Raw genomic sequence first — 26,026 nt, forward strand, 5'->3', positions numbered from 1 at the left:
GCCTGTGGATGCTTGTCAGCGCTTGCGGACGGCGTGGCCGCCGAACTGCTGGCGCAGCGCGGCGACGGCCTTCATGGCGGGCGAGTCGTCCTGCCGGGAGGCGAACCGGGCGAACAGCGAGGCGGTGATGACGTTGAGCGGCACGGCGAGCCGGACCGCCTCGTCGACCGTCCACCGGCCCTCGCCGGTGTCCTCGGTGTAGCCGCTCAGCTCGGCCAGCTCCGGGTCCTCGTCGAGCGCCCGGTCGAGCAGGTCGAGCAGCCAGGACCGGACGACGGTGCCCTCGCGCCAGGACTTGAACACACCCGGCACGTTGGTCACGACCTCGGACTTCGACAGCAGCTCGAAGCCCTCCGCGTAGGCGTGCATCAGGCCGTACTCGATGCCGTTGTGCACCATCTTGGCGTAGTGGCCGGCGCCGACCGGGCCGGCGTGCACGAAGCCGAACTCACCCTCGGGCTTGAGCGCCTCGAAGATCGGCATGAGCCGGTCGACGTGCTCCTGCGCGCCGCCGACCATCAGGCCGTACCCGTTCTGCTTGCCCCAGACACCGCCGGAGACGCCGACGTCGACGTAGCCGATGCCCTGCTCGTTGAGCCGCTCGGCGCGCGGGGCGTCGTCGCTGAACCGGGAGTTGCCGCCGTCGATGATGATGTCGCCCTCGCCGAGCACGCCGGCGAGTTCGTCGATGGTGGCGTCGGTGACGCCGGCCGGGACCATGACCCAGACCGCGCGCGGCGAGTCGAGCTTCTCGGCCAGCTCCGCGAGGCTCGCGGCGTCGCTGAGCTCCGGGTTCCGGTCGTAGCCGACCACCTCGTGCCCGGCGGCGCGCAACCGCTCGCGCATGTTGCCGCCCATCCGGCCGAGTCCTACCAGGCCGAGCTGCATGTGCTGCTACCTCCGTACGTCGGGGTGGTGCTGCCGGCGATCAGCGGGACACGCGGATCGGCATGATGAGGTACCGGTACCCCGGAATGACCTCGCCATCCTCGCCGGCCGGGGAAAGGACCGCGGGCTTGAAGGCGTCGACGAACCGCAGCAGGGCGTGCTGGGCCCCCAGGTTGGACAGGCCGTCGATCAGGTACTGCGGGTTGAAGCCGATGGTGAGCGGGTCACCGCTGAAGGTGGCCTCCATGGCCTCGCTGGCCCGGGCCTCCTCGGTGCCGCCGGCCTCCACCACCAGGCCGTCGGAGCTGAAGCTGAGCAGCACCGGGGTGGTGCGCTCGGCGACCAGCGCCACCCGCTTGACCACCTCGATGAGGGTGGCGACCGCGACCTGGGCCTCGGCGTTGTGGTCGGCCGGGAACAGCGAGCGCACCGGCGGGTAGTTGGCGCCGTCGAGCAGGCGGCTGGTGGTCCGGCGGGTGCCGCCGGAGAAGCCGATCATGCCTTCGCCGGCGCCGCCGGCGGAGAGCGCCATGGTGACGTGCCCGCCGAGCGGGCCGAGCGCCTTCGCGGTGTCGTTGAGCGTGCGGGCCGGCACCAGCGCGTTGAGGCTGATCTCCGGGTCGTCCGGGTGCCACTCCATCTCGCGCAGCGCCAGACGGTAGCGGTCGGTGGCGAGCATGGCCATGGTGCTGCCGGACAGCTCGATCCGGACGCCGGTCATCATCGGCAGCGTCTCGTCGCGGCCGGCGGCGACAGCCACCTGGGCCACGGCGGCGGCGAAGGCGGCGGCGTCGACGGTGCCGGCGCTCTCCGGCATCTCCGGCAGGGTCGGATAGTCCTCCACCGGCATGGTGGGGAGCGTGAACCGGGCGCTGCCGCAGACCAGCTCCAGGTGGGCGCCGACGGCGGCGATGTCCACCGGCTTGGCCGGCAGCGCCTTGGTGATCTCGGCGAGCAGCCGACCGGAGACCAGGGCCGCGCCGTCCGCGTCGCCCTGCACCTCGACTGTCACCTGGCTGGAGACCTCGTAGTCGAAGCCGGAGACCTGGAGATTGCCGTCGGTCACCCGGAGCATCACCCCGGCCAGCACCGGCACGGAGGGTCGGTTGGGCAGGCTCTTGGCGGTCCACGCGACCGCCTCGGCGAGCGCGTCGCGCTCCACTCGGAACTTCATCAATGCCTCCGCGTCGACGTCAGCGACAACTCTCTCATGCCGACCGCTGCCACCCGTCCCGCCCGACCGTGCGGGTACCCATCGCACCTTAGGGCGCGTGGGCATCGGCTGTGCGCCCGACCCCGTGGATCCAGGTGCCCGGGCGACTGCCGACGGCAGCGCTGCGGCCCGATCCACAGGAAGTCCAACGGTGATGATTGGTTTTTGTTGTTTAGAAGAGATAACTCATCGTCTTCATCGCACCTGTGCAAACTGTGGAGAACCGGCGTCTGCGCAGGTCAGATACCTTATCCACAAGTGGCTTTGCTGTGGAGAACCCGGGGTACAACCGGGGTCCCGGTCCACAGGCCCCGCCAGCCGCCGGGTTTTCCACCGCTGTCCACCGGTTGTCCACCGGTAATCCACCGGTTTTCTCCCCAGGGCTGTGGACAACGCCGACGGCCCGGACCACCGTCATCCCCAGAGCCTTCAACAGGCTGCCCACAGGCGGACCGTCGTCGGTGGACAACGCCGCCGTCATCCCCAGGCGTCCACAGGCTCATCCCCAGGAGTTGTCCACAGTCTGTGGGTAACCGGCCAAGTGCACAGGGTGGTTTTCCACTGCCTGTGACACAGGGGGTGTGGACAACCGGTACGAGTTGTGGACAACCACGACGCCGATTCTGGGCCCTCCACCGGGTCGAGGGTCAACCGGCGGCGTCCGCGAGCGACCGGGCGCCGCCGACGCGGGTCCCGTCGGGCACGAAGAAGCCCGGCCGGAACGTCGTCCGGCCGGGCTGTCGTGACGGGTACGAGACGAGCGTCTCAGGTGTTCTGCTTGATCCGGTTGGTCAGCTCGGCGATCTGGTTGTAGAGCGAGCGCCGCTCCGCCATCTGCTGCCGGATCTTGCGGTCGGCGTGCATCACCGTGGTGTGGTCGCGTCCGCCGAACGCCTGGCCGATCCGGGGCAGCGACAGGTCGGTCAGCTCCCGGCACAGGTACATGGCCACCTGGCGTGCGTTGACCAGCACCCGGGACCGGGAGTGACCGCGCAGGTCCTCCAGGCTGACCCCGAAGTACTCGGAGGTCGAAACCATGATCTGGTCCGCGGTGATCTCCGGGCCGGTGCCGTCCGGGATGAAGTCGCGCAGCACCTCCTCGGCCAGGGACAACTCGACCGAGGACCGGGTGAGGCTGGCGAACGCGGTGACCCGGATCAACGCCCCCTCCAGCTCCCGGATCGAGTTCGACACCCGGGAGGCGATGAACTCCAGCACGTCCGGCGGGGCGTAGAGCCGCTCCTGCGCCGCCTTCTTCTGGAGGATCGCGATCCGGGTCTCCAGGTCGGGCGGCTGGATGTCGGCGAGCAGGCCCCACTCGAACCGGGTCCGGAGCCGGTCCTCCAGCGTCGCCAGCTGCTTCGGCGAGCGGTCGGAGGTGATCACGATCTGCTTGTTGGCGTTGTGCAGCGTGTTGAAGGTGTGGAAGAACTCCTCCTGCGTCCGTTCCCGGTTCTCCAGGAACTGGATGTCGTCGATCAGGAGGATGTCCACGTCCCGGTAGCGACGCTGGAACGCGCTGGTCTTGTCGTCCCGCAACGAGTTGATGAAGTCGTTGGTGAACTCCTCGGTCGAGACGTACCGGACCGAGCGGGCGTTGCCCAACGTGGTGGCGTAGTGCCCGATGGCGTGCAGCAGGTGGGTCTTGCCCAGCCCCGAGCTGCCGTAGATGAACAGCGGGTTGTACGCCTTGGCCGGCGACTCGGCCACCGCCACGCTCGCCGCGTGCGCGAAACGGTTGGACGAGCCGATGACGAACGTCTCGAACATGTACTTCGGATTGAGCCGGTTGCCGCCGCTCTCCACGCCGGGCATCCGGCGGTCGACCTGTCCGCCGGGCCGGTGGTGGTCGGGGGTGCCGCGGCCGGGACCGCTGTCGGTGGCACCGCGACCCGGCCCGTTGTCGGTGGCGCCGTCGCGCGGCAGTCCGCGCAGCGGCGGGGAGTCGACCGGCCCGGGTGCCTCCCGGTAGCGGGGCTCGTACCCCTGCTCGGGGGCGGACGGCTCCAGGCGGGGACGGTCGTCGAAGGAACGGCGGTCGGGGGCGGCCCGCAGCGGTTCGGCGAACGCGGCGCCGAAGAGCGTGTCCTGTCCGTCCCGACCGGCCGGGATCAGGTGCGGCCGTCCGCCGTCCGCGCCGCGCTGCCGTGGCGCGGGCTCCTCCATCGGATGCTCCGGCCGGGTGTCCGCGTACTGGGGCTCCGGGCGGGGGGCGGGATAGGCGGACTGGGGCGGCGGGCCCGCCCGGTCGAAGCCGGGGAGCAGATCGGCCGCGCCGTCCCGGTCCGGGAGCTGTTCCGGGCCGCTGCGGTACACCGTGCCGGCCGGTCGCCCGCTCGGGTCCTCGGCGACCCGCACGGTGACGGCCACCTGGATCGGCCGGCCGAGCCGGCGGCTCAACGCCTCGGTGATGGCCGGACGGAGCCGCGACTCGATCACGTCCCGGGTGAAGGCGTCGGGCACGGAGAGCAGCGCGGTGTCCTCGACGATCGCGCGGAGCCGGGTGAGTCGGAGGTACGCCCGCTGCTGAGCGGAGATGATCTCGTCGGCGAGTTCCTCGGTGGCTGCCGCCCACACCGCGGCAAGGTCTGTCGCTCCGGTCACGTCGTGCCACCCCCCTCGCCTGATCCTCACGCCCGCCCGGACGGCTGACCGGTCGTCATCCACAAGTTATCCACAGCCTGTGTACCGACCGATTGTGGCCGCCCACCGGACGCGGGTCGGACCTGCCCCCTGATTCGCGGAGGCGCTGAAGCGGGTTCACCGTGCCGAACGATTCAACAGCTTGTCCGGTCTTGCCGGTCGGCGACAAACCCGGGCACCCGACACCGACCGCAATCGCGCACGCTAACAGCGCGGACCCCGCGCCATCAACCGCCGACACCCGGGAGGCGGTGACGACCTCGCCGCGAACCGTCCCTCCGGTCGCCGTTCCGGCGCAGGTCGGGGCCGGCGGGAAGGGTTTGACGGTCATTGCGGTGCTGCGTAGGCTGGAGCGGATGCTCTCTCGCCCTCTGCTAGGGTGATGGATGCTCGTTGCCCGCGGCCACCTCCCCGGCACCACCGGAGGCCGGCTCACCGGGCAGCGTCGATCAGCGGTCACCGTCGTGGTGATCTGGACCAGCACAGGACCCCGGGCGATCCGCCGCGCGGGGCGTACGACAACGGAGAGCCTGACGTGAGCAAGCGCACCTACCAGCCGAACAACCGCCGGCGCGCGAAGACCCACGGCTTCCGGCTGCGCATGCGCACCCGTGCCGGCCGCGCCATCCTTTCGACCCGTCGCGCCAAGGGCCGCACCCGCCTGGCGGCCTGAGGCCGACCGGTCCGGTACGGGGACGTGGGCAGTCGTGCTGGCCGCCGCACAGCGACTGCGGCGCAGTAGCGACTTCGCCGCAGCGGTTCGTGGTGGCCGACGCGTCGGCCGCGGCGCCGTCGTGGTTCACCTGACAGTCCCCGAGCCGGCCGGCGCCACCGCGACACCCTCGCCGGAGCCGGCGCGGAGCAGCGGTGCGGAGATCTCCGCACCCCGCCGCGCCGGCTTCGTCGTGTCCAAGGCCGTCGGCGGCGCGGTGGTGCGCAACAAGGTCCGCCGCCGGCTGCGGCACCTGGTCCGGGAGCGCCTGGCCGAGCTGCCCGCCGGCACCACCCTGGTGGTACGCGCCCTGCCCCCGGCCGCCGACGCGACGTACGCCCGACTGGCGGCCGACCTGGACGCCGCCCTCACCGCCGCGCGTGCCCCCCGGGGACGGCGGTCGCGATGAACGGCGACACCGCGACTCCATCGCCGACTACCGGTGCCCGCCTGCTGCTGGTACCCATCGTCGCGTACCGTCGTTGGATAAGTCCGGCACTGCCGGCCCGCTGCCGGTTCTACCCGTCGTGCAGTGCCTACGCCGTGGAGGCGGTGTCCCGGCACGGCGCGTTGCGGGGAGCCTGGCTGACGGTCCGGCGGCTGTCGCGCTGCCACCCCTTTCACCCAGGTGGACACGACCCGGTGCCGGAGCCGGGCGGACGCCGCCGTGCCGACGTGACTGGAGCCTGAGAATTGAGTCTCGACTGGATCTACTACGCGATCTCGTGGATCCTGCTGACCTGGCACTCGGCCTGGGACGCCATCGGGGTGCCGGTCGGCGCGGTCATCGGCACGAACTGGGCCTGGATCCTCTCCATCATCTTCCTGGTGGTGACGGTCCGGGTGATCCTGTTCCCGGTCTTCGTCAAGCAGATCAAGTCGCAACGGGCCATGCAGGCGCTCCAGCCGAAGGTGAAGGAGCTCCAGGAGAAGCACAAGGGTGACCGGGAGACGCTCCAGAAGGAGATGATGGAGCTCTACCGGAAGGAAAAGGCCAACCCGCTGATGGGCTGCCTTCCGATGTTCCTCCAGATCCCGGTCTTCCTGGGCCTGTTCCACACCCTCAAGCGGCTCAACCCGACGAACCCGGGCAAGACGCTCTACGGCTGGACCGCCGACCAGTTCAACAGCGCCTCCAGCGCGAAGCTCTTCACCGCCCCGATCTCCGGCCGGTTCGGCTCCACCGCCGCCGACCTGGCCCCGCTGGGCGCGAACACCGGCACGGTGAAGCTGATCGCCGGTGTCCTGGTGCTCATCATGATCGCCACGACCTACCTCACCAGCCGGCAGATGATTCTCAAGACCGGCTGGGCGGAGGACCCGCAGCAGCGCATGGTGCAGCGGCTGATGCTCTACGGCATCCCGGTCTCGCTGCTGGTCTCGGGCTCGATCTTCCCGATCGGTGTGATCATCTACTGGGTCACCAACAACCTCTTCACGCTCGGCCAGCAGCAGTGGGTGCTGCGGAAGTTCCCGCCGCTGGTGCCGCCGAAGAAGGCCACCGCCACCGCCGGCAAGGCCACCGCCGCCCAGCCGGCCAAGACCAGCGGCCTGTTCGGTCGCAAGGCCGCTCCGCCGGTGGCCAAGGCCCCGGCCGCCGCGCCGAAGGTGGCCGGCCCGAAGCCGGGCGCCAAGCCGGCCAACCCGAAGAAGGGCGGCAGCCGCCCCGCCAAGCGGCAGGGCTGAGCCCAACCGGGCCACCGCCGCGACCGGCGGTGGCCCGTCCGGTTCCCGAGCAGCCACCCGAGAGGTCGGCGCCGGGCCGGAACCACCGCGCGACGCGCGGTCACGGGCGAGACTGGCCCGTACGGACGTGCCCGAGGGCATCCGGCGAACCTCCCGCCGGCCCCCGGGAGACAAGCGGACCTCGACGGTCCGGCCGAGCGAGTACGGAGATGAGACCGTGACCGACACCAGCATCCCCAGCGCCGACCAGTCCGTGGACGACGAGAGCCCCGCGGCTGCCGCCACCGAGATCGAGGAGGGCACGGCCGGGACCCGGGAGAAGAAGGCCCCGGCCGACAGCGATCTGTTCCGGCAGAGCGAGATCGCCGCCGACTACGTCGAGGGTCTGCTGGACATCCTCGACTACGACGGCGACATCGACGAGTTGGTCTCCGGTGGCCGCCCCGTCGTCGAGGTGGTCGGCGGCCGACTGCAGAGCCTGGTCGGCCAGCGCGGCGCCACGCTGGAGGCGCTCCAGGAGCTGGCCCGGCTGGCGGTGTTCCGGCAGACCGGCACGCCGAGCCGCCTGCTGCTGGACGTCGGCGGCTACCGGGCCGCCCGGCGCAAGGAACTGGCCGCGGTCGCCAAGAACGCGGTCGAGAAGGTCAAGGAGCACGGCGAGCCGGTGCGCCTGGAGCCGATGTCGGCGTTCGAGCGCAAGTGCGTACACGACGTGGTCAACGCGATGAGCGGTGTGGAGAGCGAGTCCGAAGGCGTGGAGCCGAACCGCCGCATCGTCGTCCGCCCGGTTGCGGACTGAGGTCAGTGACCTCCGACGACACGACGGCGGACGCCGTGGCCGGCCCGGGTGGTACGCCACCCGGGCCGCCGGCTGTGCGGCCCGACGCGACTCCCGACCCGTTCCGCTCCGACGAGGGCCGGCCGGCCGATCCCGAGTTCTCCGGCGAACCCGCACCGGTGGGCGGTGCCGAGCCCGCCGCCACCGAGGTGACACCGGCCTTCTCCGGTGAGCCGCCGGCGGAGGCCGAGCCGGCCGGTTCCGACGCTCCGGCCGGGACGGTCGACCCGATCTTCGCTGAGCCGGACGTGGTGGCGGTTCCGGCCTTCGCGGAGCCGGCGGCCGTGCCCGAGCCGTCCACGACGCACGGCCCCGTCGCGGGCACCGCGCCCGACCCGGCCGACGCGACGTTGCCGCCGGAGCTGGCGGAAGCCGCGCGTGCGCTCTTCGGTGACCGGCTCGACCTCGCCGCCGCGTACGCCGAACTGCTGGCCACCGAGGGCGTGCTCCGGGGCCTGATCGGGCCCCGCGAGACGCCCCGGCTGTGGGACCGGCACCTGCTCAACTGCGCCGTGGTGGCGGAGCGGATCCCGGAGGGCGCCAGCGTGATCGACGTCGGCTCCGGGGCCGGGCTGCCCGGCCTGGTGCTGGCGATCGCCCGCCCGGATCTCACCGTGACCCTGGTCGAGCCGCTCGCGCGGCGGGTCGCCTTCCTGGTCGAGGCGGTGCAGCGGCTCGGTCTGACCAGGTCCGTCCGGGTGTTCCGTGGGCGGGCCGACGAGGCGGCGGCCGGTTCTCGCGACCGCGAGCCGCTCTCCGCCGACATCGTCACCGCGCGCGCCGTTGCCCCGCTGGACCGGCTCGCCGGCTGGTGCCTGCCGCTGATGGCTCCGGGTGGCCGGCTGCTGGCGCTCAAGGGCGCGTCCGCCGCCGAGGAGATCACCGAGCACGCCGACGCGGTGGCCCGTCTCGGTGGTGGGGAGCCCACGCTGCACCGGTGCGGGACCGGGATGATCGAGCCGGCGGCAACGGTGGTCGAGGTGGTCCGGGAACGGGTGGTCAACCCGAAGAAGGCGAAGGGGCCGAAACGCTCGCGCGGCGGTCGTCGACGCGGCGACCGGAATCGGGATCGCTGAGCGGGCAAGGCTTTCCGGACGTCCGGCCGGTCGTTGGACCCCAGGGGGCGTGACCGGATCGATCACAACCCGACATGGACCCACCACGCCCGTCGGCCGTAGGCTGACCGCGCGTCGATAGTGTGGAGCGGCGGTGCCGGGCGGCACCCGACCCGACCGTTCCGCCAGCCGGTGACGCCGCGCACAGCGGAGACCCGATCGACGGTGCGGACCGACCATCCGGAGCGGGTAGGGATGACAGGTGCATGACGACGGCAGGTACGACGATCCACGGCTGACCGGTTCCGGGGGGCGAGCCCCGGACGGTTCCGTTTCACGTGAAACCAGCTACCAGGAGTGGGCGGTGAACGATCCCCGTGACGCGTCGCCGCATCACCCCGTCGACCCGGTCCACCGGCCGGATGCATCGGCGACGGGAGCCGTCCGGCCGGTCTCGTCCGCGCCGGCCAACGTCCCGCCGGCCCGCGAACCGCACGACCCGAGCGACGGGCCGGTGAACGCCCCGTCCCCCCGGCCGGCGTCGGCACGGGCGAACGCCGCGATCCCCGCCCGCTACGAACCACAACCGCCGGTCTCCGCCGTACCGCACCAACCTGCCACCGCCGCGGCACCGGCCGACACGCCACCGGTCGCCGGATACGAGGATGAGGCGGCGGCCAACACGTACGTTTCACGTGAAACCCCGACGCGCGAAGAGGATGACCCACCGTTGGCTATGGAGGCGATGCGCGCCGTGCAGATCCTGAATCCCAGTGGCGAGGTCAACATGCCCCGCCCCGACCGGACCCGGGTGATGTGCGTCGCCAACCAGAAGGGTGGCGTGGGCAAGACCACCACCACCGTGAACCTGGCGGTGGCGCTCGCGCTGCACGGCAACCGCGTGCTCGTGGTCGACCTCGACCCGCAGGGCAACGCGTCCACCGGGCTGAACGTGCCGCACCACACCGGTGTCCCGGACGTCTACGACTGCCTCATCGACAGCGTGCCGCTGGAAGAGGTGGCCCAGGCGGTCGAGGGCATCCCCAACCTGTGGTGCGTGCCGGCGACCATCGACCTGGCCGGCGCCGAGATCGAGCTGGTCTCGGTGGTCGCCCGGGAGTCCCGCCTGTCGCGCGCCATCGAAGCGTACCCGGGCCACTTCGACTACGTCTTCATCGACTGCCCGCCCTCGCTCGGCCTGCTGACCGTCAACGCGTTGGTGGCCGCGCAGGAGGTGCTGATTCCCATCCAGTGCGAGTACTACGCGCTGGAGGGCCTCAACCAGCTGATCAACAACATCAACCTGGTACGCCAGCACCTCAACCCGAAGCTCGACGTCTCCACCATCCTGTTGACCATGTACGACCGGCGTACCCGGCTGGCCGACGCGGTGGAGCAGGACGTCCGGAACCACTTCGGGGACAAGGTGCTCCAGGCCGTCATCCCCCGGAACGTGCGTGTCTCCGAGGCACCGAGCTACGGCCAGTCGGTCATGACCTACGATCCCGGTTCGCGGGGTGCCACGAGCTACTTCGAGGCCGCCCAGGAGATCGCTGAACGAGGGGTCAAGGAGCCGGTGAGCCGGAATGCGTAGTGCGGAGATGTCGCTGGGAGGCGTCGCATGAAGAACCGTCCCCGCGGCGGTCTGGGCCGAGGACTCGGTGCCCTCATCCCGACCGGGCCGGCACCGGGTGCCGCGCCGCCGGAGGTCGATGAGGCACCCGTCCCGACGGTGGCCACCCCGGCTCCTCCCGTCGCGGACCCGCCCCCTGCCGTGACCGGTGCGCTCGCCGGCCGCGCGGTGCCGGCCGCCGAACCGGAGTTCGAGCTGAGCCCGGTGCCCGGCGCCCGCTTCGCCGAGATCCCGGTCGACTCCATCGTGCCGAACCCGAAGCAGCCCCGGCACGTCTTCGACGAGGAGGCGCTGGAGGAACTGAAGACCTCCATCCAGGAGGTCGGCTTCCTCCAGCCGATCGTCGTCCGGCAACTCGACGACGAGAAGTACGAACTCGTCATGGGTGAGCGGCGCTGGCGCGCCGCCCAGGCGGTCGGCCGGGAGAGCATTCCCGCCATCGTCCGGGAGACCAAGGACGACGCGATGCTCCGGGACGCGCTGCTGGAGAACATCCACCGCGCCAACCTGAACCCGCTCGAAGAGGCGGCGGCCTACCAGCAGTTGCTGGAAGAGTTCGGTGCCACCCACGAGGAGTTGGCACGCCGGATCGGCCGCAGCCGACCGCAGATCTCCAACACCATCCGGCTGATGAATCTCCCCGGAGCCGTACAGCGGCGGGTCGCCGCCGGAGTGCTCTCCGCCGGCCATGCGCGGGCACTGCTCAGCCTCGATGACAGTGAGGCCCAGGAGAAGCTCGCCACGCGCATCGTCGCCGAGGGCATATCCGTACGCGGCACCGAGGAGTTGGTGGCTCTGGCGCTCGCTGAGGGGCCGGCGAAGCCCCCTGCGGCCAAGCGCCGGACCAAGGCGCACGCCCCCGCGCTCTCCGACCTCGCCGACCGGCTCTCCGACCGGTTCGACACGCGCGTGAAGGTCGACATCGGCCGGAGCAAAGGCAAGATCACCATCGAGTTCGCGACCGTCGACGATCTGGAGCGGATCGTCGGCATCATCGGGGTGCCCCAGGAGGACCAGCCCGAGGAGTGAGTCTCTGCTCGACATCCGGCCGCATCTCCGTCGAGGGGTGCGGCCGGTGGCGTTCCGGCTCAGGCCCGATCCGCAGCGGGCCCGCCGGCGTCGATACCGCACCCGCCCGAGGTTCGCCAGCGCACCGCCGGCATGGCCGACCGCCGACCGCCAGCTACCGCGCGGAAATGAGCCGGGCCGCACCGGGCCGGGCCGCGCCGGGCCGGATCGCGCCGGGCCGGATCGCGCCGGGCCGGATCGCGCCGGACCGGATCGCGCCGGACCGGACCGCGCCGGACCGGACCGCGCCGGACCGGACCGCGCCGGACCGGACCGCGCCGGACCGGACCGCGCCGGACCGGACCGCGCCGGGCGAGGGCGAGGGCGAGCCGGGGCGTCTCCTTGCAGTGTGAAACGACAGAGCTTGGCGGCAGCGCGGTTTCACGTGAAACCGGCCCGGCCAGCGGGAGCAGGGCCGGGTGACGTCGGGGTTTGCTTGTCCCCGGTCAGGACGAGCGGGGCACCGACGACGAGCACGACGGCGGCGGCTGTGGCCTGCCGGCGAGTGCGGCGTCCTCGTCCGCCGCATCCGAGTGAGCCGTGGCGTCGGCGGGCTCGTCTGCCAAAGGTCGCACGGCCGTCCCCTCTCCTGAGGAAGGCGGCCTGGTGCGCTGCCGCGAGTAGACGCAACGGTGTGCTGCCGAGGAAGAGATCCCGAGCGCCACCAGAATCCATCCGATCGACCGGCGGACCAGCTGTGGCTGGAAACCAGCCGCCCCGGATCGCGGGGTCGACCGCGAGCCGGGCCTCGTTCCGGAACCGCCGCCTGGCGGTGAAGGCGTGCGCGGTGAAAAGACCGGAGCCCCGGACACCGTTCCCATTTCATGCCTGATCGGAGGCATGACAACCGACCGGAGCGCCCGATCGCGGAGCACAGCCGACGCGCCGAACCCGGGCCGGCGTCGATGACGACGTGGGACGGGCACCCGAGAGGTGCGGCCCCGCTTCGCACCGACACGATGAGACCGGAGCCGGCAGCGCGCTTCGGTACGACCGTGAGATGACGGTGGCGGGTACGCGTCACGTGTGGAGGCGGCGAGACAAGCATGGGGTCGTTCAACCGCACGGTCCTACCGGGCACCGTTGCGACGCCCGGAGCGGCCACGCAATGAGCCGTCGCAACGGAGAGCACTCGCCGAGGGCAGGGACCGCCGGCCTGGCGTCGTGTGGACCCGGAGTGAGCCCCGCCGCCGGACGGTGCCGAACCCGGATGCGCATCAGCGGGCGCACCGCATCGGAGGGCTGGGACGCCGGCGCCGCTCAGAGAGGGCTAGTCGAGTCCAACCGCACGAGTCGGCACGTCGGCCTCGGGGGAGGCGGACGTCCGTGCCCATGAAGCCGCCAGCCTCGTTTCACGTGAAACCGAACGCCCCCGCCCGACGGACAGCCTCTCTCTGGGCGACACCGCGCCACGAGCCCAGGAATCACGGAGCGCTCCGTTTCACGTGAAACGGGGTCGGCGGGGCAGAGAGTCAGGGGGTCGCCCGGACCGCTACGGCGAGGCCGTCCGCTCGTTGTAAGGAAGGGTCGACGGAGACGTCGCGTCGCAATAGTTATCCACAGCGGTTGTCCACAGGCTCACTCCGTTTCACGTGAAACAAAACCCGGAAACCCTTGCTGAGCTGTGGATGACGCGCTGTGGTGGTGATCTCGGCGGCCTGTGGACAACGTGGTGGACAACATGCTGTGGAGGGCCGGAGCGGGCTCGACCCCGGGTGGAACGGGGCGAAGGCTCCGGTGGGAACGGGGAGGGACAGGCGTCGCCAACTCCGTTAGGGTCAGCGTCGTGCAGGACACCCCTCCCTCAGTCCCGGACTTCACCCAGTGGCCTTCCTTCCCCTTCGAGGGCGATCTCCGCGTCAAGCAGCTCGACGATCCCGTACCGGTCGAACCTCCCCGTCGGGGCGAGGAGGACCGGGAGTGCACCGCGTGCAACGCCCCTGACGAGGCGTACATCTGGGTCGGTGAGCGGTGGCGGGTCCGCACCATGGACCGGCCCACCGGCCTGCCGATGGTCCTGATCCTGGAGTCCCGCTCCCACCTGGACCTCGGAGACCTGCCGAATCTGCTCGCCGCCGAGCTGGGGGTGATGACCGTGCGCCTGGAACGGGCCATCCGCTCGTTGGACGGGGTCGCCCGGGTGCACGTCAACCGCTGGGGCGACGGGTCGGCACACCTGCACATGTGGTTCCTGGCCCGGCCCTACGGGCGACTTCAACTGCGGGGCACGTTCCTGTCCCTGTGGGACTCGATCCTGCCGCCGATCTCCGAGGAGCAGTGGCGGGAGAACCTCGCCATGGTGGCCGCGTGGCTCGCCGAGTTCGGTGGCCGGCCGCTCGCCGAGCCGCCGCGCATCCGGTGGCAGGCGCCGTCGAGTCTCTCCTCGCCGTCGCCGGTGAGCAAGGTCGAGGAGCCCGACGAGGAGACCGCGTCGGTGATCGAGGCGGCGGACGAGATCCCCGAGGCGGAGCCGGCCGATAACGCCGACGGGACCGCGCCGAGCCCCGCGACCGACGAGACGCCCGCGCACACCCCGACCGGCGAGCACCGCGACGGAGGTGGCGAGCCCGCGACCGACGAGGCCGCTCCCACGGCTGGCGACGGCGGCGGGGAGTCGGCCACGGGCCCGGCCGGGTCGAGCCGGGAATGAGGGTGGGCGTACCGGAGTGCGCCGGCTGAGTCAGCTCAGCGGCGGCGGGTGGCGGCCCGGCCCACGAGCGCGCCCAGGACGCGGCCGAAGTCGAGCCCGGCCGCCTGGATCGCCAGCGGCAGCAGCGAGGTTTCCGTCATGCCGGGCGAGACGTTGACCTCCAACACGTGCGGCCGGCCCTCCGCGTCGACGATCAGGTCGACGCGGGACACGTCCCGCAGGCCGAGCGCCGTGTGCGCGGCGAGCGCCACGTCGGTCACCTGCGCGGTCGTGGCGGCGTCGAGCCGGGCGGGCGCGTGCCAGGTGGTGCGCCCCGCCGTGTAGCGGGCCGCGTAGTCGTAGACCCCGTTGCGGGGCACGATCTCGACCGGAGGCAGGGCCTGCGGGCCGTCGCCCAGGTCGAGCACGGACACCGCCACGTCCATTCCGGCCACGTAGCGCTCCACCAGCGCCGTCTGGTCGTACGCGAAACAGCCGACCATCGCGGCCGGCAGCGACGCGGCATCCCGGACCACGGCGGCGCCCAGTCCGGAACCGCCCTGCGCCGGCTTGACCATCAACGGCAGCCCGAGGCGGTCGACGATCCGGTCCAGGACGGCGACCGCGCCCAGCTCGGAGAAGCGGTCGTGCGGCAGCGCCACCCAGTCGGGCGTGGGAATGCCGGCCTCGCGCAGGACGGCCTTGGCGGACGGCTTGTCCCAGGCCAGCCGGGAGGAGCGGGCGTCGCAGCCGACGTAGGGCACGTCACAGAGGTCGAGCACGCCGCGCAGGGAGCCGTCCTCGCCGGTGGCGCCGTGCAGGGCGATCACCACCGCGTCCGGCGGGTCGGCGGCCAGCGCGGGCAGCAGCGCGACGTCGGCGTCCCGCAGCTCCGCCTGCACGCCGACCGCGCGCAGCGCGTCGAGCACCCGACGACCGGACCGGAGGGAGACGTCCCGCTCGTAGGAGAGGCCGCCGGCGAGCACGAGCACGTGCAGCTCGTCGCCGGAGGATCCGGTCACAGGTGTCGGTGCGGCAGGGGTGACGGCCATGCGGGCATCATGCCAAGTCGGGACCGGGCGCGTCGGAGCCGCCCTGGCGTCGGCGCGGTCCGGCGCTGCCGACCGCCCCGAAGACCTTCCGCATGGCGAGCTCCTGCTCCATCACGCCGGCCAGCCGGCGCACGCCCTCCCGGATCCGCTCCGGCGGGGGGAAGGAGAAGTTGAGCCGCATGTTTCCGGTGCCCGTCCCGTCGGCGTAGAAGCCGGTGCCCGGCACGTACGCGACCCGGGCGGCGACGGCCCGCGGCATCATCGCCTTGGCGTCGAGCCCGTCCGGCAGGGTGGCCCACACGAAGAGACCACCGGTCGGGGTGGTCCAGGTGGTTCCCTCGGGCATCAGGTCGGCCAGCGCGTCGAGCAGCGCGTCCCGACGCTCGCGGTAGACCTCCCGGTAGATCTTGAGTTGCTCCCGCCACGGCATGGTGCCGAGGTACGTCGAGACGGCGGCCTGTGCGTAGGCGCTGGGGCAGAGGATCTGCGCCTCGCTGGCGATGACCAGCTTGTCGCGCACCGCGTGCGGGGCGAGGATCCAGCCCACCCGCAGCCCGGGGGCGAACGTCTTGGAGAACGTGCTCAGGTAGAAGACGCCGTCACGCCGGCGGGCCCGCAGCGGCGCCGGCGCCTCGCCCTCGAAACCGAGCTGACCGTACGGGTCGTCCTCCACCACCAGCAGCCCGGCGCGCTCGCAGATGTCGAGCACCCGTTCGCGCCGCTCCTCGCTCAACGTCACGCCGGCCGGGTTCTGGTAGGTCGGGATGGTGTAGAGGAACTTCACCCGCCGGCCGGCCCGGGCCAGGTCGGCGATCGCCACCTCCAGCGCCTCCGGGATGAGGCCCTGGTCGTCCATCGGCACGTGGGTCACCTGCGCCTGGGCGGCCTGGAACACCCCGAGCGCGCCGACGTACGTCGGGCCCTCGGCGAGCACCACGTCACCCGGGTCCAGGAAGAGACGGGCCACCAGGTCGAGCGCCTGCTGCCCGCCGACGGTCACCACCACGTCCTCCGGGGAGGCGCCGCAGGACGCGTCGATCCCGGAGAGCGCCATCACCTCGCAGATCCGCTCGCGCAGCTCCAGGGTCCCCTGGCCGATGCCGTACTGGAGGGTGGTGGCGCCGTGCTCGGCGCCGAGCCGGCCGAGCATCTCGCCCACCGCGTCGAGCGGCAGCGCGGCGATGTAGGGCGCCCCGCCGGCGAGCGAGACGACCTCCGGCCGGCTGGCCACCGCGAAGAGTGCCCGGATCTCGGAGGCGGTCATCCCCCGCACACGCCGGGCGTACCGGTCGGTGTAGTCGTCGAGCGTCGTGCCGGTCATGACATCACCTCGATCGGGTGTCGGCGGGGCTGCCGCCCGGTGTGGTACCCGCGATGCCGGCATCCAATGGCGGCGCGCGGCCGATTGGTCGATCGTAGTCCCTGGTGACCGGCGCGGAACCCGCCGTGTGGACACGTCCACATCCCGGACCGCCGGTCCGTCGCCCGGGTGGGCGTTCGCGCGTCCCCTCCCGCACCGGCGGGCGGAAGCGTACGATCGCTCGTCGGGAGCAGGAGGCGGCGGGACACCGCGGTGACCGACGTTCCGAGACTGTTGGTGGGGTGCGCTCATGTCGCGACGTCTGGTCAGCCTGACGCTTGACACCCTGGAGGACCTTCCCCGATCCTGCCGGCGGTGCGTCTACTGGGAGCTGGATCCCGTCTCCGCCGAGCGGGCCTGCGCGGCCGGCGATCCCGGCCTGGAGAAGGAGGCCTGGGTCTCCCAGACGCTGCTGGAGTGGGGCTCCTGCGGCAAGTTGGTCTACGTCGACGGCATGCCGGCCGGTTTCGTCATGTACGCCCCGCCGGCGTACGTCCCGCGTTCGATGGCGTTTCCGACCTCGCCGGTCTCGGCGGACGCGGCGCTGCTGATGACCGCGCACGTGGTGCCCGCGTTCGCCGACGGCGGCCTGGGCCGGATGCTGGTGCAGGGCGTGGCCCGGGATCTCACCAAGCGCGGCATCAAGGCGATCGAGGCGTTCGGCGACGCCAAGTTCGGCGACGAGCCGGACGGTCCGGCCTCGGCCTGCGTCGCGCCGGCCGACTTCTTCCTCTCGGTGGGCTTCAAGACGGTCCGCCCGCACCCCCGCTACCCGCGCCTGCGGCTGGAGCTGCGCACCGCGTTGAGCTGGAAGTCCGACGTCGAGTACGCGTTGGAGAAGCTGCTGGGCTCGATGAGCCCGGAGACGCTGCTGCGCCCGGTGCGGCCGGCGCCGGCCACCCGTTCGACGAGCTGACCGGCTCAGTCGACCACGGTGCCGGCGGCCACGATCGCCCGCAGCTCGCTCACGTCGATCGAGCCGGTCGGCACGTCCCGCTCGATCGGCAGGTACATCCGTTGCACCCCGGCCACGATCGCCTCGACCACCCGGTCGCGGAAGCGCGGGTCGATCAGCCGGCCGCGGTCGGCGGGGGAGGTCAGGTAGCCCACCTCGACGCGGACCGCGGGCATCCGGGTGAGCCGCAGCAGGTCCCACGCCTTGGCGTGGGTGCGGCAGTCGCGCAGCCCGGTGCGGGCCACGATCTCCCGCTGCACCAGCCCGGCCAGGCGCTCCCCGGTGGCCGAGGTGACGCCGTTGTCGGTGCCGTAGTGGTAGGTGGCGACGCCGTCGGCCTCCGGGTTGGCGTGCCCGTCGGTGTGCAGCGAGATGAACACGTCCGCGCCGAGCGAGTTGGCGAGCTGGGCCCGGTCCGCGTCCGGCAGGCAGGTCGGGGACGACGGGCCCCGGGTCAGCTGCACCCGTACGCCGGCCGCCGCGAGCCGTCCCTCCAGCCGGCTGGCGAGGTCGTGCACGAGGTCCGCCTCGCTCCAGCGCAGCGAGCCGTCGGGCACCACCACGCCGGGGTCGGTGCCGCCGTGCCCCGGGTCGATCACCACGGTCCGGCCGACCAGCGTCGGCCCGGCCTGGCGGATCGCGTCGGACTCGCGCAACCACTGCGGGCGCCCGCCGACGACCTTGCGGCCGAGCCGGCGCAGCGCGTTGACGGTGTGCGGGCCGCAGGCGCCGTCCGGCTTCAACCCCATCTCGCGCTGGAACTGGGCCACCGCGCGGGAGGTGCGGATGCCGTAGATGGCGTCGGCGCGGCCCACGTCGTACCCCATCTCCAACAGGCGTTCCTGAAGTGACCGGACGTCCTCGCCGGTGAGCGGTTCGGGCACCGCGTGGTAGAGCGCGCGGGCGCCGAACCGCCAGCGGGCCGCGTCCAGCGCCCGCCAGGTCTCCGCGCCCACCCGCCCGTCGACGCTGAGGCCGCGGGACTGCTGGAAGGCGCGGACCGCGCGTTCCGTCGCGGCGTCGTAGTCGTCGGCGCGACCGTCGGTGGGCAGAAGTTCCAGGCCGGCGAGCACGGTACGGATCTCGGCCACCGCGGGGCCCCGGTCACCGGGTCGGATCGGACGCACGACGACCCCCCTCTGCACGGACGCTGGCGGAGGCGGAAACTCCGACGGACGCCTACGGAGCGTACCGTGACCGGTTACCCACCGGGCTCAGGTTCGCGCAGGTCAGGAACGTCGGAGCCCCCGACACCCGGGCGGGGTGACGGGGGCTCCGACGGTGTCGGGTCGGGTCAGAGCGCCGACTGGATGAGCTTGACCAGCTCGCCCTTCGGCTTGGCGCCGGCGATCGACTGCACCGGCTCGCCGTTCTTGAAGACGGTCAGCGTCGGCACGGACATCACCCGGTAGGCGCGCGCCGTCTCGGGGTTCTCGTCGATGTTGAGCTTGACGATGGTGACCTGGTCACTCATCTCGCCCGCGATCTCCTCCAGCAGCGGCGAGACCTTGCGGCACGGACCGCACCACTCCGCCCAGAAGTCGACCAGAACCGGCTTGTCGGACTTCAGCACGTCGCTCGCGAAGCTCGCGTCCGTGACCGCCTTGGTGGCTCCCACTATGAACCCCTCCTCCTCGTGAAAATTCTCAGCCCTGCAGGGTGGCGATGAACCGCTCGGCGTCCAGCGCTGCCGCACATCCGGTGCCGGCCGCGGTGATGGCCTGCCGGTACGTGTGGTCGACCACGTCGCCGGCGGCGAACACGCCCGGCACGCTGGTGCGGGTGCTCGGCGCCTGCACCTTCACGTAACCCTCGTCGTCCAGCTCCACCTGGTCGCGGAACAGTTCGCTGCGCGGGTCGTGGCCGATCGCCACGAACACGCCGGTCACGTCGAGCACCTTGGTCTGGCCGGTGTGCACGTCGCGCACCCGTACGCCGCTGACCTTGCCGTCGTCGCCGAGGATCTCCTCGACCGTGGTGTTCCACTCCACCTTGATCTTCTCGTTGCCCAGCGCCCGCTCCGCCATGATCTTGCTGGCCCGGAACGAGTCGCGGCGGTGGATGATCGTCACCGACTCGGCGAAGCGGGTGAGGAAGCTCGCCTCCTCCATCGCCGAGTCGCCGCCGCCGACCACCACGATGTGCTGGTTACGGAAGAAGAAGCCGTCACAGGTGGCGCAGGACGACACACCGTGGCCGAGGTATTCCTGCTCGCCCGGCACGCCCAGCGGACGCCAGGCCGAGCCGGTGGAGAGGATGACGGCGCGGGCCCGGTAGGCGGTCTCGCCCACCCAGACCGTGCTCACCGCGTCGGAGCCGATCTCGCCGGTGTCCTTCAGCTCGACCCGGGTCACGTCGTCGGTGAGGAACTCCGCGCCGAACCGCTCGGCCTGCTTGCGCATGTTGTCCATCAGCTCGGGGCCGAGGATGCCGTCGGCGAAGCCGGGGAAGTTCTCCACCTCGGTGGTGGTCATCAGCGCGCCACCGGACTGCACGCCCTCGATGATCAGCGGCTTGAGGTTGGCACGTGCGGCGTAGACCGCCGCGGTGTAGCCGGCCGGCCCGGAGCCGATGATGATCAGGTTGCGGACCTCGTCCACTGCCGTCTCCCGATGTGTGTGTTCGTCACCGGCGCGCACCGATGTCGATCCCGAGTGCCGACCGCGCGGAGGGGTCGGCGCCTGACTTCCAGAACGTCATCGTACGAAGCGGGGATTCCCGGACCGGTCATCCGGTGGGTCACGTCACGTGGCGGGACAGGCCCGCTGACCGCGCGGTTTCAGCCTACCCGCGTGCGGAACCGGGTGTCCGCGCCGGACCCGGGTACGCCGCATTCCGGCCCGCTCACCCAGCCCCAGCGGACACCGACGGCGTCCGAGAACGTCACCACCAGCGCCGGGCTGCCCTGGAACCGGGCGTAGTCGACCAGCTCGACGGTGAGCGGCGTCGCGCCGTGCTCGGCGCCGATCGCGGTCAGGCAGGCGGCCAGCGCCTCGGGTCGGGCGAGCCGGTCCAACCCGCCCGTCGCGCTGAGGCGGCTCTTGTCGGCGGCCAGGGGGGTCTCCCGGCCGTTGTCCGCCGCGCCCGACGGCCCGGCCATGTCCGGCCGGTACGACGTCGCCGCGGGTGCCCGGCCGAGGCGTTCCGGCGTCCAGTCCGTGCCGCTGCGCACGGCCGGGCCGGTGGTCCGGTACGGCGCACCCGCCGCCGGCGCCGCCTCACCGGCCGGTCGGTCGGCGGTGCCGCTGCTGTCCCCGCCCGTGTCCGCCAGCCGGCCGACGCCGAGGCTGACCGCGGCGACCGAGGCGGCGGCCAACGCCACCGGGCCGGCGAGCCGGGCCCAGCGCCGGGAGCGTCGTCCGGGCCCGGTGTGCCGCTCGGGGCGGGTGGCCGTGCCGGGCGGGCGGGTCGCCCGGCCGGGCTGCGCCGGCACGACGACCGGTGCCGCGTCCCGGCCGGCGTGACCGGGCACGTGGTCGGCGGCCGGGACGGGGCCGGCGCCGGCGAGCGCGGCCGTGATCCGGTCGGCCACCGCCGCCGGCAGCTCCGGCGCGGGCGACGACGCCCAGGCGGCGAGGTCGGCGTGCACCAGGTCGAGCGCGCCGGCCAGGGTCGCGTACGCCGCGCGCCAGGCCGGGTCCTGCTCGACCAGCCGGGCCACGGTCGCCTGCTCGGGGGTGCCGTCCAGCGCCCCGCCGAGGTAGTCGGCGAGGAGGTCGTGGTCGACCTCGCTGAACTCCCGCGAACTCACGGCTCCTCCTGGCTGACGTCCGGCCGGGTGAGTCCCGACGAGGATCGGACGCCTTCGGGCGGCCGACGGTTCCCTGTGGTGACCCGGGGCACGTCCACCGCGTCGTCGGCACCGGTACGCAGGTGCCCCAGCAGCACGGCGAGTCGTGCCCGGCCCCGGGCGCACCGGCTCTTCACCGTCCCCTCGGCGACGTCGAGGATCCGGGCCACCTCGGCCACCGGGTAACCCTGCACGTCCACCAGGACCAGCGCGGCCCGCTGCTCCGCCGGCAGGGCCGCGAGCGCCTGCCGGACCACCAGCGCGGTGTCGTGGTCGGGGGCGGGCGCGGCCGGCTCGACGCCACCGGTGTGGCGTCCGGGCTCCCCGTCGGTGTGCACCCCGTCGGGCAGCGGGACGGTCGCGTGGGTCTGCCGTCGCCGCATCCGGTCCAGGCACGCGTTCACCACGATCCGGTGCAGCCAGGTGGTGACCGCCGAGTCGCCCCGGAAACGGGCCGCGGCGCGGTGCGCCGACAGCATCGCGTCCTGGAGCGCGTCGGCCGCCTCCTCGCGGTCACCTGCCGTCCGCAGCGCCACCGCCCAGAGGCGGTCGCGGTGCCGGTGGAACAGCTCGGTGAAGGCGTCGCGGTCGCCCGCGACGTGGGCCCGGAGCAGCTCCAGGTCGGAGCCGGCCGGCGGGCCGTCGCCGGTCGCCGACCAGCGGCTCACGAGCCCTGGACCGTGATCTCCTGGACCCCGATCTTCCAGCCGCTGCCGTCGTCCTTCTTCGGCAGCTCGGTGATCCAGAAGAGGAGGTACTGGTACTTCTGGGCCGGGTCGAACCCGTTGAAAATCATCTTGGTGCCGTCGTGGTCCTCGAACGGCTGCCCGATCACGGTGGGGTACGCCGCGACGAGGTCCTTGTCGCCCTTGGAGGTGGACGGGAACTCACCGTTGGTGCCGGCGCGCAGCTCGGCCGAGGCGCCGGTGGACGAGAGCGTGGCCTGGAGCGACTTGACCGTGTGCGGGGCGCCGAGGTCGATCCAGACGCCCATGCCCTTCTTCAGGCCGCCGAACTTGCCGTTGTTCCGGTAGGTCTGGGTCTCCCAGCCCTCGTCGTCGCTGCCGTCGATGACTTTTTCGGCGTTGCGCACCTCGGCGCGGTCCCCGCTCTCCGGGTCGATGATCCGGACGTCGGAGACGGTGAGCTTGCGGACCGGCGCGGCGGCCTCGGTGCTGCCGCCCGTGGCGGGGGCGCTGCCGGTCGGCTGGGCCACCGGCTGCTTGTCGTCGTCGCCGCCGCCGAGCACGCTGATCCCGACGAGCAACCCGACCAGCGCCACCACCAGCAGGGCGGCGATGCCCAGGGCGACCTTGCGTCCGCCGGCCGCGGCCAGCGGCGAGGACGGCTCCTCGCCGGGGTCGGCGGTGAAGCGCAGCGGGCCGGCCTGCTCCAGGAACTGCTCGTCGGCCGGGATGTCGAGCCGGCTCAACTCGGCGGACAGCACGTCCGACGAGGGCGGGGCGATCTCCGGGTCGAGCAGGTCCATGGTGAGGTCGTCGAGGTACGCCGGCACCCCGGCGCGCACCTGCCGGGGCGCGGCGATGCTGCCGCTGGCGTCCCGGACGGCGTCCGGCAGGGCGGCCCGGCCGTGCCCGGCGGTGGCGCCGTGCAGCGGCGCCTCACCGTGCGGCCAGTGCCCGGTCAGCGCGAAGTAGAGCACCCCGCCGACGGCCCGCAGGTCGTTTTCCTGGCTGTCCGCCCCGTCGGTACGCGCGTCGGCCAGCACCACGCGGCCGTCGTCGCTGATCATCACCGTGCCGGGGTGGAGGTTGCCGTGCACCATGCCGGTGGCGTGCACCGCGGCCAGGGCGCTGGCGACGGCGTTGCCGATCGCGGTCGCGCGGGCCGGGTCCAGCGGCCCGTCGGCGGCGACCATCTCCCGCAGCGACTGGCCGTCCACCCACTCGCGGACCACGTAGGCCCGGTCGTCCTCGTCGATGGCGTCGTAGACGCCGACCAGGTTGGGGTGGATGACCCGGCTGGCCGCGACGGCGGCCTGGAGCATCTCGGTGGCGGAGTCACCGCCGGGGTAGCGGAGAACCACCGCGACGGGCCGGCGCAGCACCACGTCGACCCCGCGCCAGACCAGCCGGCCGGCACTGTCGTTGTTGATGTGCTCGACCAGTTCGTAGCGCTCGGCGAGGAGCTCACCGACTGTGGGAGCACCGAGGGTCACGACCGCGGGAGAGGTTTCCTCCGCTTCCTGACCCTCGCCGACCTGGGTCACCCGTCCTCCCTCGGTGATCGTGTCGATCGATGGACCCGTGCTGCTGGGCATGTGGCTTCCCGCTCTGGCTTCGGTGGAACCGGCACGGTCGGCGTCGACGCCCACGTCGACGCCGGACGTACCCGTCGAGAGCGACCTTACCCGGGATGCCCGGTTCTCCGACATGTCATCTTCCCGCTGCGGCGGGCGGGAAGCCAGCCACCGCGGACACGCACCGCCAATCTAGAGGTTGACGGCAAGTGATCGGCGCAGGGGCGTACCGGTGTGGCGCGCCGGGGGTTTCCCCGTCCCGGCCTGGGCACCCTCGTCCGTACGGTTGGTTGTCCACAGGCCGAGAGGCCCACTGGACGGCGGAATCCCGAGTTATCCACAGCCGTATCCCCAGCCTGGTGATCCTCGTTCACCGTCGGTCACGGGTGGGCGCTCAGCGCCCGAGCCGCCGTCGCACCATGCCGACGACCTCGGTGATCTCACCGATCCGCAGCAGCATGGCCAGCCCGAGGTACGTCCCGCCGATCGCCGCGCCGCCGATCACCAACTGGGCCGCGGCGGCGAACCAGCTCAGCTTCGCCGGGTCGCCCGGCAGCACCGCGACCACGAGCACCCCGACCAGCGCGGCGCCGAGCGCGGCCACCACGACCCGGCCGAGCGTGCGCATGATCCGGCCCAACCCGATCCGGCCCACCCGGGGCCGCAGCAGCATCGCCGAGATGATGGCCGCGGCCAGGTACGACACCGCGTTGCCGAGCATCATCCCGGCCGCCGCGAACGTGTTCGAGAAGAGCAGGAAGAGGCCCACCTGGAGCAGGACACGCAGGATCACCACCGGAATGTTGATCAACGCCGGGGTGCGGGTGTCGGGCAGCGCGTAGAACGCGAACGTGAAGAGCTGGCTGACCGCGAACGGCACCAGCCCGAGCGCCGCGACCAGCAGCACGGTCGAGGTGGCCACCGCGTTGTCGCCGGTGAACGCGCCGTAGCGGAACACCACCACGGAGATCGGCGCGGCCAGCACCGCGTAGCAGACCGCGATCGGGGCCAGCACCGCGGTGACCATCCGGGTGCCCCGGGACAGGTCGGCGGTGACGTCGCCGAACCGGCCCTCGGCGGCAGCCGCGCTCATCCGGGGCATCAGCGCGGTGATGATCGAGACGGCGATGATGCCGTGCGCCATCATCAACAGCAGGAAGACGTTGTTGTAGATCAGCAGACCGGCGTTGTCGCCGTCGCCGCCGGTCGCCCGGCTGAGCAGGTTCACCACCACGAAGAGGCCGAGCTGGTTGACCGCGACGTAGCAGAACATCCAGGCGCCGAGCCGGGCCAGCTCGCGTAGCCCCAGCTCCCGGAAGTCGAACCGCAGCTTCCACCGGAAGCCGACCTTCCGCAGCGCCGGCAGCAGGCCGACCGCCTGCACCCCCACGCCGAGCAGCGAGCCGCCGCCGACCAGCAGGATCCGGTCCCAGCCGACCTCGCCGGGGCGCAGCGCGGTCGCGCCGTAGACGACGATGTAGAGGCCGAACGTGCCGATCGAGACGAGGTTGTTGAGGATCGGCGCCCACATCGGGGCGGCGAAGTGCCCCCGGGTGTTCAGCACGGCGGCGATCAGCGCGCTGATGCCGGTGAAGAACAGCATCGGCAGCATCAGGTACGACAGCCGGGTGACCAGCAGCGTGTACGCCGGGTCCTTCCCGCCGGCGGCGTAGAGCGCGGTCAGCACCGGGGCCAGCACCACCGCGATCAGCGCGGTCACGGCCAGCGCCAGCACCGCCAGGGTCAACAGCCGCTGGGCGTACGCCTCGCCCCGGTCCGCGTCCGCCTTGCGACGGCGTACCAGCACCGGGATCAGCACGCTGGTCAGCACACCGCCCAGCAGGAACTCGTACACCTGGTTCGGCAGGAACTGGGCGGTGGTGAACGCGTCGCCGACCATGGTGCCGAGCGCGGCGCCGATCATCAGGTTGCGGACGAACCCGGTACCGCGGCTGACCAGGCTGCCGATCGCCATCACCGCGCTGTTCGCCGCGGCGCTGGTCTCGGCGACCACCTCCTGCGGCGGCGCCACCGCCTCGACGCCCGGCTGGTTCAGCGGGTCCGCCGAGATGAAGGTGGCGCCGTCGTCCGGCGGCAGGCCGCCGCCGTGCGCGTTCGCGCTGCGGTAGAGCCCGCCGCCGCTCATCTCACAGCCTCCCAGGGGACGTCGGAACCGGGCCCCGACGGCCCCGCACCACCGGAACCTTAGTCAACCTCGGCCGGTTACCCGCGCCCGGCGCGGTC

Annotated in this window: 23 protein-coding genes; 11 read left to right on the top strand and 12 right to left on the bottom strand. The window is 72.3% G+C overall.

Annotation, left to right across the window (positions count from 1 at the left end; genetic code table 11):
- Positions 1 to 15 precede the first annotated feature (15 nt).
- The 3 genes from gnd to dnaA form a co-directional block, all read right to left on the bottom strand.
- Positions 16 to 888 (bottom strand): phosphogluconate dehydrogenase (NAD(+)-dependent, decarboxylating), encoded by an 873-nt coding sequence (gene gnd, locus VKK44_RS28725; RefSeq protein WP_343444280.1) that lies wholly within the window; start codon positions 886 to 888, stop codon positions 16 to 18.
- 40 nt (positions 889 to 928) lie between these two features.
- Positions 929 to 2,062 carry a DNA polymerase III subunit beta gene (gene dnaN / locus VKK44_RS28730; protein WP_343444281.1) on the bottom strand — a complete coding sequence of 378 codons (1,134 nt, stop codon included), beginning with the start codon at positions 2,060 to 2,062 and terminating at the stop codon, positions 929 to 931.
- An 804-nt stretch (positions 2,063 to 2,866) separates the two neighbouring features.
- On the bottom strand, positions 2,867 to 4,705 hold the full coding sequence (gene dnaA, locus VKK44_RS28735; protein WP_343444282.1) for a chromosomal replication initiator protein DnaA: 1,839 nt from the start codon (positions 4,703 to 4,705) through the stop codon (positions 2,867 to 2,869).
- A 574-nt stretch (positions 4,706 to 5,279) separates the two neighbouring features.
- Here dnaA and rpmH point away from each other — a divergent pair.
- From rpmH to VKK44_RS28785, 10 genes are all read left to right on the top strand, one after another.
- A complete protein-coding gene (rpmH, locus tag VKK44_RS28740; RefSeq protein ID WP_091061882.1) occupies positions 5,280 to 5,417 on the top strand; it encodes a 50S ribosomal protein L34 in 138 nt (45 codons plus the stop codon).
- A 34-nt stretch (positions 5,418 to 5,451) separates the two neighbouring features.
- On the top strand, positions 5,452 to 5,865 hold the full coding sequence (gene rnpA / locus VKK44_RS28745; protein ID WP_343444283.1) for a ribonuclease P protein component: 414 nt from the start codon (positions 5,452 to 5,454) through the stop codon (positions 5,863 to 5,865).
- Positions 5,862 to 6,146, top strand: a complete 285-nt coding sequence (yidD, locus tag VKK44_RS28750; protein WP_343444284.1) for a membrane protein insertion efficiency factor YidD — start codon at positions 5,862 to 5,864, stop codon at positions 6,144 to 6,146. The genes rnpA and yidD overlap by 4 nt, the downstream gene beginning before the upstream one ends.
- 3 nt (positions 6,147 to 6,149) lie before the next feature.
- Complete coding sequence (yidC, locus tag VKK44_RS28755; protein WP_343444285.1) at positions 6,150 to 7,142, top strand: membrane protein insertase YidC; 993 nt, start codon at positions 6,150 to 6,152, stop codon at positions 7,140 to 7,142.
- Between the two features lie 217 nt (positions 7,143 to 7,359).
- Positions 7,360 to 7,941 (top strand): Jag family protein, encoded by a 582-nt coding sequence (locus VKK44_RS28760; RefSeq protein WP_343444286.1) that lies wholly within the window; start codon positions 7,360 to 7,362, stop codon positions 7,939 to 7,941.
- Between the two features lie 323 nt (positions 7,942 to 8,264).
- Positions 8,265 to 9,056, top strand: coding sequence for a 16S rRNA (guanine(527)-N(7))-methyltransferase RsmG (rsmG, locus tag VKK44_RS28765; RefSeq protein WP_343447937.1), 792 nt, complete (start codon positions 8,265 to 8,267; stop codon positions 9,054 to 9,056).
- 241 nt (positions 9,057 to 9,297) lie between these two features.
- Positions 9,298 to 10,629, top strand: coding sequence for a ParA family protein (locus tag VKK44_RS28770; RefSeq protein ID WP_343444287.1), 1,332 nt, complete (start codon positions 9,298 to 9,300; stop codon positions 10,627 to 10,629).
- Between the two features lie 27 nt (positions 10,630 to 10,656).
- Positions 10,657 to 11,697, top strand: a complete 1,041-nt coding sequence (locus tag VKK44_RS28775) for a ParB/RepB/Spo0J family partition protein (RefSeq protein ID WP_343444288.1) — start codon at positions 10,657 to 10,659, stop codon at positions 11,695 to 11,697.
- A 167-nt stretch (positions 11,698 to 11,864) separates the two neighbouring features.
- Complete coding sequence (locus VKK44_RS28780) at positions 11,865 to 12,089, top strand: hypothetical protein (RefSeq protein ID WP_343444289.1); 225 nt, start codon at positions 11,865 to 11,867, stop codon at positions 12,087 to 12,089.
- Between the two features lie 1,433 nt (positions 12,090 to 13,522).
- Positions 13,523 to 14,386, top strand: a complete 864-nt coding sequence (locus VKK44_RS28785) for a hypothetical protein (protein ID WP_343444290.1) — start codon at positions 13,523 to 13,525, stop codon at positions 14,384 to 14,386.
- A gap of 35 nt (positions 14,387 to 14,421) precedes the next feature.
- Here the strand turns inward: VKK44_RS28785 and VKK44_RS28790 are convergent, their stop codons facing one another.
- Positions 14,422 to 15,417 carry a D-alanine--D-alanine ligase family protein gene (locus VKK44_RS28790; protein WP_343444291.1) on the bottom strand — a complete coding sequence of 332 codons (996 nt, stop codon included), beginning with the start codon at positions 15,415 to 15,417 and terminating at the stop codon, positions 14,422 to 14,424.
- Positions 15,418 to 15,424: 7 nt separating this feature from the next.
- The gene (locus VKK44_RS28795) at positions 15,425 to 16,738 is read right to left on the bottom strand and encodes an aminotransferase-like domain-containing protein (protein WP_343444292.1); all 1,314 of its coding nucleotides are present in this window, start codon (positions 16,736 to 16,738) and stop codon (positions 15,425 to 15,427) included.
- Between the two features lie 289 nt (positions 16,739 to 17,027).
- Between VKK44_RS28795 and VKK44_RS28800 the strand changes: the two genes are divergently transcribed.
- A complete protein-coding gene (locus VKK44_RS28800) occupies positions 17,028 to 17,693 on the top strand; it encodes a GNAT family N-acetyltransferase (protein WP_343444293.1) in 666 nt (221 codons plus the stop codon).
- Between the two features lie 5 nt (positions 17,694 to 17,698).
- Here VKK44_RS28800 and VKK44_RS28805 read toward each other — a convergent pair whose 3' ends face one another.
- The 7 genes from VKK44_RS28805 to murJ form a co-directional block, all read right to left on the bottom strand.
- Positions 17,699 to 18,859 (bottom strand): N-acetylmuramoyl-L-alanine amidase, encoded by a 1,161-nt coding sequence (locus VKK44_RS28805; protein WP_343444294.1) that lies wholly within the window; start codon positions 18,857 to 18,859, stop codon positions 17,699 to 17,701.
- Between the two features lie 167 nt (positions 18,860 to 19,026).
- Positions 19,027 to 19,350, bottom strand: a complete 324-nt coding sequence (trxA, locus tag VKK44_RS28810; protein ID WP_343444295.1) for a thioredoxin — start codon at positions 19,348 to 19,350, stop codon at positions 19,027 to 19,029.
- A 28-nt stretch (positions 19,351 to 19,378) separates the two neighbouring features.
- Complete coding sequence (gene trxB / locus VKK44_RS28815) at positions 19,379 to 20,332, bottom strand: thioredoxin-disulfide reductase (protein ID WP_343444296.1); 954 nt, start codon at positions 20,330 to 20,332, stop codon at positions 19,379 to 19,381.
- 179 nt (positions 20,333 to 20,511) lie between these two features.
- Positions 20,512 to 21,483, bottom strand: coding sequence for a hypothetical protein (locus VKK44_RS28820; RefSeq protein WP_343444297.1), 972 nt, complete (start codon positions 21,481 to 21,483; stop codon positions 20,512 to 20,514).
- Complete coding sequence (gene sigM / locus VKK44_RS28825) at positions 21,480 to 22,190, bottom strand: RNA polymerase sigma factor SigM (RefSeq protein ID WP_343444298.1); 711 nt, start codon at positions 22,188 to 22,190, stop codon at positions 21,480 to 21,482. The genes VKK44_RS28820 and sigM overlap by 4 nt, the downstream gene beginning before the upstream one ends.
- Positions 22,187 to 23,803: a protein kinase family protein gene (locus VKK44_RS28830; RefSeq protein WP_343444299.1), complete on the bottom strand. Its 1,617-nt coding sequence runs from the start codon at positions 23,801 to 23,803 to the stop codon at positions 22,187 to 22,189. The genes sigM and VKK44_RS28830 overlap by 4 nt, the downstream gene beginning before the upstream one ends.
- Positions 23,804 to 24,176: 373 nt before the next feature.
- A complete protein-coding gene (murJ, locus tag VKK44_RS28835) occupies positions 24,177 to 25,928 on the bottom strand; it encodes a murein biosynthesis integral membrane protein MurJ (protein ID WP_343444300.1) in 1,752 nt (583 codons plus the stop codon).
- Positions 25,929 to 26,026: the final 98 nt, after the last annotated feature.

It is taken from the genome of Micromonospora sp. DSM 45708 (assembly GCF_039566955.1).
Classification (GTDB): domain Bacteria; phylum Actinomycetota; class Actinomycetes; order Mycobacteriales; family Micromonosporaceae; genus Micromonospora.